A 12198-nucleotide genomic window follows, 5' to 3' on the forward strand; every position below is an offset into this window, starting at 1 on the left:
AAATCAGCAGGATAAGTATATAAACACTGTTCTTTTGGGGTGGGTATTCATCGCATTCAGAAAGGTGGTTTTCCGGCGATAAACAAACACTGTTTTGTTGGCTGGGCCTTACATCCCGACACTCCGCGCTGCTCGCCAACGCCTGACCCAACCGCCGCGCCCGGCTGCCGGCGTATCCCGATAGCCACGTCGCACAGCATCGCCACCATCATGGGCAATGCGCTGGCGCCAAAGGGCAAGTGTTCGATGGACGCAAAACCTCGCCAATTGAAGGGTTTGGGCAGATTAGACGAATGGCTGAGCCCATTTTGTCGCCAAACAGTGACAGTATGAGCAAATCGACTTAAGCTGACCTGAGACGCTAACCAGCAAGGGAACTGCCATGGCCGATCATACCGCTGATTCCAGCATTACTCTGTACCCACACACCAAGCGCGTGTGGGTCCATCACGGCTATGCACCGCCCGCCGACTCCGCAAACGCCACCGAGTTGCGGAAAAAGGGATATGCACAGTGCCCTGAACATCAACAAGAGCACCCGAAAGCGGGTGTGGATATGTCAACGCTCAGCGTCACCACCAGCGTGACCTACAGCCCCTTCCAAGGTGGCAGCACCTGCGACACTCTGCCCGCCGCTCCGAAGCTCGGCTGGCGTTACGACCAGCCCAGCGACGAGAAGAACGCCATCGCCGGTCGGCTGGCATTCGATGCCGACAAGGTGAGGGAGGACATGGATGGAATGACAGCGGACATCGAGATTCAGGCAATGAGCGGCACTGGTGCCTGGATTCATAGAATAACTGCAGCACTTTGGATCATGAGGTAGAGGCAGGGGGGCCAGCGCCGGTACCCTCCCTGCTTTACCGACCAAAGTGAAGCAGAGCATGGGATACCGACAACTGACCCAGACCCAACGATACCAGATCCACGCCCGCTATGACTTGGGCATCAGCCAGCGCCAGATTGGCCGGATGTTGGGCATCCATAGCAGTACGATCAGCCGTGAGCTGCGCCGCAACGCCACCGCCAGCGGCTACGATCCTGAACAGGCGCAGGCCCGCAGTGATCACCGGCGGCGCACCGCCCGGAAGTGGACGAAACGCTTGCCCAGCATGATCGCTGCCGTCACCGGCCGGCTGCGTGATGATTGGAGCCCGGAGCAAATCAGTGGCTTCATGGCGCCCTTAGCTGGCGTGGGTGTCAGCTACCAGTGGGTCTACAACTTGATCTGGGACGATAAGGCTCATGGTGGCGATCTCTGGAGGCACCTCCGACAGCCCAAGCGGCGCAGCAAGCATCGCGCCCAGGCCGAGAGCGCAGGGCTCGGCAAGATTCCAAACCGTGTCGGCATCGAACATCGGCCGGTCGATGTCGATGACAGGCTCTACATCGGACACTGGGAGGGTGACACCGTGGTACAGGTGCACAAAAAGTCGGGGTTGGTCACGCTGGTAGAACGGCGTAGCGGCTGCTTGCTGGCGGCACGCTTACCCAAGCTTTCGGCGGAGCTGACGCATAAAGCCATGATTCGACTGCTGAAACCTCGTCGCGGTGCTGTCCAGAGCATCACTCTGGATAACGGCTCGGAATTCGCCGATCACGAGACCGTGTCCAAGGCCGTAACGGCAAAGACTTACTTCTGCGATCCATACTGCTCCGGACAGCGTGGGACCAATGAAAACACTAATGGCTTGATACGGCAGTACTTCCCGAAGGGAACGGACTTCCGTCAGGTCACCGATACTGAGCTGAGAAGAGTGGTCACCAAGCTGAATGATCGTCCTCGAAAACGACTCGGTTATCGGACACCGGCACAGGTGTTCTTGGGAGAGTACTCAGGAGGCCTGGACACTGCAGGTGCTGCACTTATTGATTGAATTAAGGGTGGAGAGTCCGTGTTATCCAGCGCGCACGTTGATCCGGCTTATATTGCACAGTTGAGGGCGGGCATCATGGAAACCAAAAAGTTATTGGTACAGTATAAGAAATTGAACGCGCATGCTCGTTAAAGTTGCAAAACGAGCACGCTACCTAGTGCCTGATAGCTTCTAAATAAAGGGTCGAAAATGAAATTAGAGTCGGTGCGAATACAGAACTTCCGCGCATTTAAAGACGAAACGATAAAATTTGATAATTACAACTGTTTTGTGGGGCCAAATGGTGCCGGTAAGTCAACTGTCATAAATGCGCTAAACGTATTTTTTCGACAACACAAAGATTCTAAAACTGACTTGAGCAAGCTATCTGCTGACGATTTCCATCATAAGAATACCTCTGATCCAATTTCGATAACCGTCACATTCAGAGATCTATCAGATGAAGCAAAGAAGGATTTAGCTGATTACGTAAGGCAAGAAAAGCTCGTTGTAACTGCACAAGCTGAATACGATGAGGGGACTGAGCGAGCTGAGGTCAAGCAATATGGAAACCGACTTGGCATGACTGAGTTCAAGGTTTGGTTTGAAGCGGAGAAATCGAAGACACCAGCTAAAGAGTTAAAAGAGATATTTGGGCAGCTAAGGGAAAAATGGCCTGGCATTCCAGCAGCTAGCTCGAAAGCTGATATGGCAGCGGCGCTAAATGAATTTGAAGCATCTAATCCCGATAGCTGCAGCTTGATTCCAAGTGAAGATCAATTCTATGGAGTTTCCAAAGGAGCCAATCGGCTTGCACCTCATTTACAGTGGGTTTTTGTCTCCGCGTCGAAAGATTTTTCCGAGGAGGCGGAAGAAAGCAAAAACTCCGCGCTTGGACAGCTCCTGTCTAGAGCAATCAGGGCCAAGGTCAACTTCACACAGAAAGTGAATGAGTTAAAAGATGGGGTGCGGCAAAACTATCAAGAAATGTTGGATGAAGAGCAAGGAGTTCTTTCGAATATATCTGATTCGCTCGAAAGTAAATTGAAACTATGGGCCAATCCCAGTGCAACAGCAAAAGTTCTCTGGAAAAATGACGCTGAAAAATCAATTAAAATTGAAGAGCCCCTCGCTCATATCCAGATTGGCGAAAAGGGTTTTGAAAGTGAGCTCGCAAGATTTGGCCATGGTATGCAGAGGTCTTATCTTTTAACTCTATTACAAGAACTTGCAGCTCTGGACGATGAAAATTCGCCAACTCTAATAATGGCCATCGAGGAGCCTGAGCTTTATCAGCATCCACCCCAAGCTCGTTATCTATCAGAGGTTTTGCAGGAGCTATCAATAGACCAGTCTCAGATCATCCTATGCTCTCATAGTCCTCATTTTATACCGGGCGATGATTTTTATACTGTGAGACTTGTTAGGGAGTCTGGCAACCCCGCTTGCTCCGCAGTTTCCTCCCTGAAATATAGTGAGCTCGCGTCAGAATTGGAAAATGCTGGCGAAAAGCCGGTAAAAGAAAACGGTATGGTTGCGAAGCTTTATCCAACTCTACGCCCAGAAATCAGTGAGATGTTTTTCAGCAAAAGGCTTGTATTAGTTGAGGGCGTGGAAGATGTTGCCTATATAGCATCGTATATACAGTTGATGGATAGATATGACGATTTTAGGCGCTCTGGGTATCACATTATTCCGGTAGGCGGGAAAAATGAACTGATAAAGCCACTAGCTATTGCCAAGCTACTCGATATTGAGGTTTTTGTAGTTTGCGATGCCGATACGGACAAGACTAACGATTCAGAAGTTGAAAAGCACAAGAAAGACAATGCGGCCATTTTGCACTTATTGGGGCATGAGAAAGGCGAAAACTGGCCGAACTACGATGTTAAAAAGAGCAATCTCAGGATGTGGAAGACGAATATTACAAAGACTGTCGGCCCGGAGTTAGGCGAAGAATGGAGGCAGCATATGGATCAGGCGGCTGCATATTACGGCAATGCTGGCGGTTTGAATAAAAATCCTCTCGCAGTATCACGGGCTTTAGAGAGCGCCTGGAAGTCTGGTCTTAGGTCTGAAGCATTGCAGGATCTAGTAAATGAGATGCTAGCGACTTAGGTAAGGAAGCAAACAAGGGGGTCAAGCCGGCCGGTACTACGCTGCGCGCCGCCCCGGCGGCTTAGTCCAGGCGTTATATTTCACTGAATTTTAGGGGGAAACCATGAGCAAAAAGAAAGTGAAAGCCATTCTTGATGATAAGGAAAAATTGAATAAATTTGCTCAGCTAAATGACCTTGCAATAGAAACCGCAAGACAAATCCTCGAAAGGATGTTAGAGAAGCCGGGCGTTGCCGATGAGTTCAAGGAATATATCTTTTCAGAAGAGAGAAGCGAAGACTTTAAAGGATATACGGCGGGTGAAGAAAAGGGCTACCAGAGAGGTCATGAATCTGGTTTTGCCAAGGGGGCTTTTGTAGGTCTTGTGGCTGCCTTAACGACCGCTGCTGCAGGCGTAGCTGCATATATTAAGGGAAATTAATATAACCAATGCAGGCACGGCGACGCCCATTACATTGCGCCTTCGGCTCCAGTCCATGCTCGTGCATGCTGCAGGCGTTGGGCTGATATGCATTGTTTGGCGAGGAAATCGCACCCCAAGGAAAAAGAGTAAGGGAGTGTTATGGGAACGGGTACACAGGTTGTCCTATCCGCATTCGTTGCGGCCTTGGTCGCCGGGCTCTTTCTGCTCGGCGGCTATTACTACAACCGAAGACTTGAACGCCTCCGAGCTGCGGAGCGATCGTGGCAACAGGTTGGAATGCCTGTAATAAACGCCGCTGATGATCTGGTGGCGAGGTTGTTTGACGTCATCGTGCGGAGACGAGGTCTACGACTGGATGAAGCGATCGAACCCACTCCGGCAGAGATATTCGACCCGTCTAAGGAGCTTAGTACGGTTTGGCGTCTGATGTTTTTCCTGGCAAGCACAACCTATCTGGAGCAACACGTCGCAGACGAAAGTCCGGATTCAAAGATTGCCAACTTGCGGTTCTACGCGAACAATAAAGCGCGAATTCCCTTAAAAGGCAATTTATTCGGAGCGTCGTATCGCCTGCAAACGGAAGGCCAGCAGCTAATTGGTTCGAAGGTCGTTAGTCTCGCGAACACCCGAGAGATCCGCGACGTGGATTTTTTCTTGTTTGTTCAAAGCCTGTCGTCCGACGAAGAGCTGTGGAAGAGCGCGGATGCGGTTCGGAAGATTCTTAATTTTGAGATGCCTGAGAGCGAGTTGGGTGGTCAGTTTCTATGTGTCGCTCAGTTCACGATATACCTTATTGACCTTGTGCAGGACCTTCGCCCGTCAAGCAAGTGGGAAGAGTTTCGAGTCTATCTAGCATCTATTCTGCGGAACCATACTCAGAAGGAATCCGGGCGGGCGGGATTCTTGTACCGGAGAAATGATTTAAAGGGTGATGATTATCGAGATACGTTCAACGTGATTCCAGCCTTCGACGCCCGGCGGTTCCGTGTAAGGCGTAGTCCGGCGGCGTGCCGGAACCGACGGCTAAACAAGCGGGCGAAGACCGGTTTCCCGCGTCAGTTGACGGCTGAAGGGGTTATTCGGGAGATGGGCGGCAAGCGCGTAGTCATCAAATGGAGCGACAGTCCGGGGGATGTCCGAAATAATCTGGATTCGATATTCGGCTGATATGCCCAACCAGTACATTCAGCCGACGCTCGTACCTCGCGCGGCTGATGATTGTCGTTAGAACAAATTCACCCACTTTCTTTCTTAACTCCCCAGCCCACTCACTCGCATCACCCTCCGCTGCGCGGCTTCGAGGAGCTGCCCTCGGCCGGTTTCTGCCAGTGTCAGCCAGTGGCGGGCGCGGGTGATGCCGGTGTAGACCAGTTCCCGGGTGAGGATGGGGTTGGGGGCGTCGGGCAGTACCAGGGCGGCGTGGGTGAATTCCGAGCCCTGGGACTTGTGCACGGTCATGGCGAAGACGGTTTCCACGGCTTGCAGGCGTGAGGGCAGTACCCATTTGATTCGGTCGCTGCCGTCGCCGGCGGGGAAGGCGACGCGCAGCAGGTGGCCGCTGTGCCCACTCGGGCTGGCGTCGGGGCGTGGCATGGCGAGGGTGATGCCGATGTCGCCGTTCATCAGGCCGAGGCCGTAGTCGTTTTTGGTCACCAGTACCGGGCGGCCGGGGTACCAGAGTTGACGGCCGTCCTGGCTGTCGATCAACTTCTCGCTTTCCAGTGCCTGGCGCACGCGTTCGTTCAGGCCTTCCACGCCCCAGGGGCCGCGGCGCAGGGCGCACAGTAGCTGGAATTGGCCGTGGGCGTTGAGCACGCGGCGCGCCCAGTCATCGAAGGCGGCCTGGGCGGCGTCATCGGTGGGGCGTTCCCGGGCCATGACGGTCAGGAAGTGCGTATAGCCCACGGGCGGTGCAGGTTCTGCGGCGTTTTCCTGGCTTGTCTCGCTATGGTCCTTCTGCGGGAAGCCTTGCGGGTAGCCGGTGACGGCCAGGCGCGGCAGCCACTGGGTATCATCGCTTTTCAGCTTGAGGTGCGAGAGGTCGGCATAGCCGTGGTCGAGCACGCGGCGGATGGCGGCGCGTTTCTCGCGAGCCTCACTCTCGGCGAGCGGAGCGTTGATGGCGGCGGCCAGTTGGCCGATGCCGCTCTCGGCGGTGAAGCGGTGGCTGACGCGCAGCATGGCGATGCTCTGGTCGAGCGTCTGGCCGTGCGCATCCAGCACCTCGTCGGGCAGGGGCTGCCCGGTGGCCTCATGCAGCCAGTCGGCGGTGGCCGGGGTGTAGTGGCCGCCTTCGGCGCGGGCACACAGATCGCCTAGGATCGAGCCGGCTTCCACCGAGGCGAGCTGGTCCTTGTCGCCGAGCAGGATGAGTCGTGCATGCGGCGGCAGGGCCTCGAGCAGGGCGGCCATCATCACCACATCGACCATCGAGGCCTCGTCGACCACCAGCACGTCCAGCGGCAGGGGGTTGTGGCGGTCGTGGCGGAAGCGCCGGGTGTCGGGGCGCGAGCCGAGCAGGCGGTGGAGTGTCGCCACTTCCCTGGGCACGCTGGCTTCGAGATGCGCTACGCCGCTCGACGATGCGGTGTTGGTGTCCTCCTCAAACTGCTCATTTACTACCTGTAAACTCCGCGTTTTCGTCGAACCCCGCCTTGCCTCGTCTTCGCTTGTGACGCGCATGGTTTTGAGAGATCCGGTGTCTTGTGCCAGTTGCTCAAAGGGCAGGCGTCCGACCTGGCCGGCAATGGATTCATTGAGCCGGGCGGCGGCCTTGCCGGTGGGCGCGGCGAGGCGGATGCGCAGGGCCTGTTCGCCGCGGCCCAGGGTGAGGCCCTGCAGCAGGGCCAGCAGGCGCACCACGGTGGTGGTTTTGCCGGTGCCGGGGCCGCCGGTGATCACCGCGAAGGGCGAGCGGGTCGCCAGGGCGCAGGCGGTCTTCTGCCAGTCGTGGTGGTCCTGCGGGGCGAAGAGGGTGTCCAGCAGCGGGCGCAGGCGTGCGGCCTCCGGGGGCTCGGTAGCTGAGTTATCAACCGCCAGACGCATGGCGATGCGGCTGTGGATATCCTGCTCGTGTTGCCAGTAGCGGCGCAGGTAGAGGCGCGGGCGTTCGGCCGTGCCGTCGAGCACCAGGGGCGTGGCGCCGGGGCCGTCGCCGACCAGTTCGGGCTGGTGCAACGCGGCGCGCCAGTCGGCGACCTCGAGCCCGGCCATCACCTGGCTGGGCAGCGGCGGTGGCTCCTCCAGGCTGTCGCCTTCGGGGGGCAGCGAGAGCGCCAGGTCCGGCGTTTCCAGGGTCAGGGCCAGATCCAGGCAGACGTGGCCGCGGCCCAGTTGGTGGCTGGCCAGGGCGGCGGCCAGCAGCAGCCGGGGCGAGGCGTCGGCGACCTCGCGATACAGGAAGTCAGCGAAGGCGCGGTCCAGCGAGCGCAGCCAGCCGCGAGCCACCCAGCGTTCCAGCAGGGCGAACAGCGCCGCGGGCTCGGCCAGCGCGTTTTCAGGCGCTTGGTCAAGCGTGCCCTGCGGCGCGGCGTCCAGCGGCGGGTGGAAATGCGTCGGGCTCATGCGGCGGCCTCCTCGGCGGCACGGAACAGGGCATCGAGCCCTTCGATCAACTCGCGGGGCGGGCACTCGGCATGCACGCCGCGCGAGGGCGCGCGACTGCCGCGCAGGAAGACGTAGAGCGCCCCGCCCAGGTGGCGTTCGATGTCATAGCCCGGCTGGCGGGCCTTGAGCAGCCGGTGCAGGGCCAGCAGGTAGAGGCTGTACTGCACGTCGTAGCGCTTGGCGAACACCGCCTCGGTCATGGCCTCGGGGGCGTAGGCGGCGTCATCCGCGCCCAGGTGGTTGGACTTCCAGTCGAGCACGTAATAGCGCCCCTGATGCTCGGCTACCAGGTCGATGAAGCCCTTGAGCATGCCGTTGAGCCGGTCCGGGTCGAGGGCCGGTCGAGCGCGGCCGCCCAGGGTGTGACGGCTGACCAGGGCATCCAACTGACGGGTGTCGACCTGATGGACCGCCAGCCAGAACTCCATTTCCACGCGGTAGCGGCTGAGCCGGTCGAGGCGCAGTGGTGTGGTGCCGCCGGCGTCCGCGTCACCGCCCGGCAGGGGCAGTTCGGCGCTGAGCAGCTCGGGCAGCCATGCGCTGAGCGCGGGAATCTGGTGCTCCCAGCCGCGGCGCTTGGCGCGGCGGGCGATGGTCTCGTCGCGCAGCTCGGCGTCCTCGGCCACCCGGGCGAAGCCCTGTTCGCCGGCCCACTCCAGCAGGCCGTGGAGGAAGGTGCCCGCGGAGGGCCCGCGGGGGAAGGCATGCAGGGCGCCTTCACCGGCCGGCCCGCCGTGGACGGGCAGGCTGCCGCTGTCCTGGGGTTCGTCATGCACCTCCCGGGCGCTTTCCTCGCCGGGCGTGGTGGGCTCGCTGGGCAGGCTCGGTTCATCGGCGGTGTCGTTGGCCTGGCGCTGCGAGTAGCCGAGCGCCGAGTAGCTGGCGATCCACCAGTGTTCGCGAATCCTGCGGCTCGGGCTGCGGGCCGGGGCCAGCGGGGTGGTGTCCTCGCGGCTCGGCACCGGGGTGGCGTCACGCGCCGGGGCCTCGCAGACGCTGATCATGCGCGCGCCGTCGTCGGTCGCGCCGTCCGGGTGATGGGTGTCGTCCAGGGGCTCGAGGGCCGGGCGCAGGCCCTGGCCGTCCAGGGGCGCGTCGCCGCCGATCAGCCGGCCGATGGCCGAGTGCTCCAGTTGTTCCAGCGGGGCCAGGCCCAGCCAGGTGGCGTGGCGGGCGCGAGTCAGGGCGACGTAGAGCTTGCGCATGTCCTCGCTGAGGCGTTCGTGGTCGGCGCGTTCGCGAACCGACTCGTCGGCTTCCAGGGAGAGGCGCAGTCGGCCCTCGTCGTCGTGCCAGCGCAGCGGCAGGTCGTCCTTTTTGGTCTGGCGGGCGGCGGCGATGAACGGCAGGAAGACCAGCGGGTACTCGAGGCCCTTGGACTTGTGAATGGTCACCACCTGCACGAGGTCGGCGTCGCTTTCCAGGCGCAGCTTGTGGGCTTCGCTCTGCTCCTGGGGGCGGCCGATGGCTTCGCGCAGGTGGCGCAGCAGGGCGTGCTCGCCGTCCAGCTCGGTGCTGGCCTGTTGCAGCAGCTCGCCGAGGTGCAGAAGGTCGGTGAGCCGGCGCTCGCCCTCCGGCACCGTAAGCAGACGGCCGGGGACGGCGAAGTCGGCCAGCATCTGGTGGAGCATGGGCAGCACGCCGCGTTGCCACCATTGGCGGTGGTAGTCGCGGAACTGCATGACTCGGGCTTCCCAGGCCAGTTCGTCCTGCTGGTCGCCGCCGTTGAGGGCGTCGAGTTCGGCCAGCGTGAGCCCCAGGCTGGGGCTGGCCAGGGCGGCGCGCAGGGCGCGGGCGTTGTCGGGCTCGGCGCAGGCGGCCAGCCAAAGCTCGAGCTCGGCGGCGGCCTCGGTCTCGTAGACGCCTTCCTTGTCGGAGAGGTAGACGCTGCGCACGCCGCGTTGCAGCAGGGCGCGGCGGATGGCGCGGGCCTCGCTGCCGCTGTTGACCAGCACGGCGAGGTCCGAGGGCGCCAGGGGGCGAAAGCTGTCGTCCTCGCGATGGGCGAAGCCGGTCTGCCCGGCCTGGCCTTCGTTCAGCAGCCTGGCCATCTCGCTGGCGCAGCGTTCGGCCAGCTCGTTGATGTAGGCGCCCTTGCTGATGCCGGCCTCGGCTTCCAGGTGCCACAGGCTGAGCGCCGGCTGGGGTGTGCCCTGGCGGACCAGTTCGTCCTTGCGACCCTTGGCGGCGACGGATTGAAACGGAACCGGATCCTCCTCGCCCTGGCGAAACAAGAAGGCGCCGCTTGCGAGGTTGGCTTCGGCGTGGGCGAAGACGCGATTGACGGCGCCGACCATGGCGGCGGCGGAGCGGAAGTTGGTGCCCAGGGTGACATGGCGGCCCCGGGTGTCGCGGCGGGCCTTGAGGTAGGTGTGAATATCCGCGCCGCGAAAGGCGTAGATGGCCTGCTTGGGGTCGCCGATCAGCAGTACGGCGCAGTCCTGGCGGTTGTCGGCGAGCTGGTAGACGTGGTCGAAGAGCCGGTACTGCACCGGGTCGGTGTCCTGGAATTCGTCGACCAGGGCTACCGGGAACTGCTGGCGGATGCGGGTGGCCAGGGTCTCGCCGGCCTCGCCCTGGAAGGCGGCGTCCAGATGGTGCAGCAGGTCGTCGGGGCCGAGCTCGGCGCGGCGGCGCTGGACCATGTTGCGCCGCTTGGCCATCCAGTGCACGGCATGGCTGAGCAGATCGGCGAAGGGCTCGGGCAGGCTGTCGAGGCGTGCCTTGAGGGGCTCGGTGGCTTCCAGCGCGGGGTGCGCGAGGGGTGAGCCGTCCTTCCAGATTTCGGCCATGCCTTCCGGGGTGAGGCGCTGCCAGGCGGCGTCGGTGAGGCCGGGGTGGATGGCTTCGGGGTCGTGGGCCCAGGTGCGCAGCTTGTCGAACCAGTTGGTGCGGTTCTTGACGTTGAGTTTCTTGCCGTCGAAGGCCTTGCGACTGGCGGCTTCCTCGATCTGCTGCTGGAGGTCGTCGATCCATTCGCGCCAGGGGGCCTTGAGTTCTTCGAGGATGCGCTCACGCTCCTGGCGGGCGTTGGCCAGGGTAGTGGCGGGCTCCGGGGCCTGGGGCAGGGCGTCGGCGTGCACGCGTAACTGGTCCACGTCCTGGTTCAGGTCGTCCGGGGATTTCCAGTGGCGGGTGATGACGCCGAGTTCCTCGGGTTCCAGGGCGTAGTAGAAGCTGCGCCAGTAGTCGCGGGCGATCTCGAGGTTCATGGCCGATTGGTCGAGTTCCATGGCCAGGGCGAACAGGCTGCCGCTGTCGAAGGCGTGTTCGCGCAGCATGCGGTGGCACCAGGCGTGGATGGTGGAGACGGCGGCCTCGTCCATCCATTCGGCGGCCAGGCGCAGGCGGCGGGCGCAGGCTGGCCAGCTTTCTCTGGGGTAGCTATCGCGGAGGGCGAGTAGCGGGTCGGCGCTCGACGGCTCTGTGCTCGCAGTATCCACCGTTGGTTCTGTGGAGAGGTCGGCGGTGTCATTCCGGGACGGGGCTTCTTCTGGAGCAGGCCTTTCCGGAGGCGCTGTAAACCCATCCCTGGGCGCTACCGATGCCATGCCTGGCATCGGACCTCCTTCAAGGCCTGCTCCAGACGCCCCTTCTGTTCCCGGTGCGCCTGATTCAGTCGCCCCGTCAGCCGCTTCGTCTAAACTGCCTGGCGCCGCCGTACCGGCAAAAAGGTCGGTGGTGGTGTTCCGGGACGGGGCTTCTTCTGGAGCAGGCCTTTCCGGAGGCGCTGTAAACCCATCCCTGGGCGCTACCGATGCCATACCTGGCATCGGACCTCCTCCAAGGCCTGCTCCAGACGCCCCTTCGGAGGCGCCGCTGGCTGTCTCCGATTCGCTATCTACGTCGCCGCCTGTCGCCGCTGCGGTGGTGTCGGGTTGGAAGGCGTCGGCGGCTTCCACCAGCCGGGCGCGGATGCGTTCGCGCAGTTCCTGGGTGGCGGCGTTGGTGAAGGTCACCACGAGGATTTCCGGGGGCGTGAGGGGCCGCGGGAAGGCGTCGCTGTCGTGCTCGTCGCGTGGGCCGAGGACCAGGCGCAGGTAGAGCAGGGCGATGGTGAAGGTCTTGCCGGTGCCGGCGCTGGCTTCGATCAGCCGGCTGCCGGGCAGCGGCAGGTGGATCGGGTCCAGGGTGGGGGCCTGTTCGCTCATGGCTGTTTTTCCTTCGCTCAAGGCTGCTTCCCCCTCGCTCATG

7 protein-coding genes are annotated in these 12198 nt (G+C 61.1%); 5 read left to right on the plus strand and 2 right to left on the minus strand.

Going from position 1 to position 12198, the window contains the following annotated elements; translation table 11 throughout:
- Positions 1 to 382 precede the first annotated feature (382 nt).
- From QWY74_RS00850 to QWY74_RS00870, 5 genes are all read left to right on the plus strand, one after another.
- Complete coding sequence (locus QWY74_RS00850) at positions 383 to 826, plus strand: DUF427 domain-containing protein (RefSeq protein ID WP_290313568.1); 444 nt, start codon at positions 383 to 385, stop codon at positions 824 to 826.
- Between the two features lie 58 nt (positions 827 to 884).
- Positions 885 to 1877: an IS30 family transposase gene (locus QWY74_RS00855; RefSeq protein ID WP_290313569.1), complete on the plus strand. Its 993-nt coding sequence runs from the start codon at positions 885 to 887 to the stop codon at positions 1875 to 1877.
- A gap of 189 nt (positions 1878 to 2066) precedes the next feature.
- Complete coding sequence (locus QWY74_RS00860) at positions 2067 to 3974, plus strand: ATP-dependent nuclease (RefSeq protein WP_290313570.1); 1908 nt, start codon at positions 2067 to 2069, stop codon at positions 3972 to 3974.
- Between the two features lie 103 nt (positions 3975 to 4077).
- Positions 4078 to 4395, plus strand: coding sequence for a hypothetical protein (locus tag QWY74_RS00865; RefSeq protein ID WP_290313571.1), 318 nt, complete (start codon positions 4078 to 4080; stop codon positions 4393 to 4395).
- A gap of 141 nt (positions 4396 to 4536) precedes the next feature.
- On the plus strand, positions 4537 to 5565 hold the full coding sequence (locus QWY74_RS00870; RefSeq protein WP_290313572.1) for a hypothetical protein: 1029 nt from the start codon (positions 4537 to 4539) through the stop codon (positions 5563 to 5565).
- Positions 5566 to 5649: 84 nt separating this feature from the next.
- Here the strand turns inward: QWY74_RS00870 and recD are convergent, their stop codons facing one another.
- Both recD and recB read right to left on the minus strand, forming a co-directional pair.
- Positions 5650 to 7962, minus strand: coding sequence for an exodeoxyribonuclease V subunit alpha (recD, locus tag QWY74_RS00875; protein WP_290313573.1), 2313 nt, complete (start codon positions 7960 to 7962; stop codon positions 5650 to 5652).
- The gene (recB, locus tag QWY74_RS00880; protein ID WP_290313574.1) at positions 7959 to 12155 is read right to left on the minus strand and encodes an exodeoxyribonuclease V subunit beta; all 4197 of its coding nucleotides are present in this window, start codon (positions 12153 to 12155) and stop codon (positions 7959 to 7961) included. The genes recD and recB overlap by 4 nt, the downstream gene beginning before the upstream one ends.
- Between the last annotated feature and the right edge of the window lie 43 nt (positions 12156 to 12198).

The organism is Halomonas almeriensis, assembly GCF_030409235.1.
Taxonomy (GTDB): domain Bacteria; phylum Pseudomonadota; class Gammaproteobacteria; order Pseudomonadales; family Halomonadaceae; genus Halomonas; species Halomonas almeriensis.

Coding starts and splice junctions, on each gene's coding strand:
- QWY74_RS00870 (WP_290313572.1), top strand. CDS start 4,537: ATGGGAACGGGTACACAGGTTGTCCTATCCGCATTCGTTGCGGCCTTG.
- QWY74_RS00855 (WP_290313569.1), top strand. CDS start 885: ATGGGATACCGACAACTGACCCAGACCCAACGATACCAGATCCACGCC.
- recB (WP_290313574.1), bottom strand. CDS start 12,155: ATGAGCGAACAGGCCCCCACCCTGGACCCGATCCACCTGCCGCTGCCC.
- QWY74_RS00860 (WP_290313570.1), top strand. CDS start 2,067: ATGAAATTAGAGTCGGTGCGAATACAGAACTTCCGCGCATTTAAAGAC.
- QWY74_RS00865 (WP_290313571.1), top strand. CDS start 4,078: ATGAGCAAAAAGAAAGTGAAAGCCATTCTTGATGATAAGGAAAAATTG.
- QWY74_RS00850 (WP_290313568.1), top strand. CDS start 383: ATGGCCGATCATACCGCTGATTCCAGCATTACTCTGTACCCACACACC.
- recD (WP_290313573.1), bottom strand. CDS start 7,962: ATGAGCCCGACGCATTTCCACCCGCCGCTGGACGCCGCGCCGCAGGGC.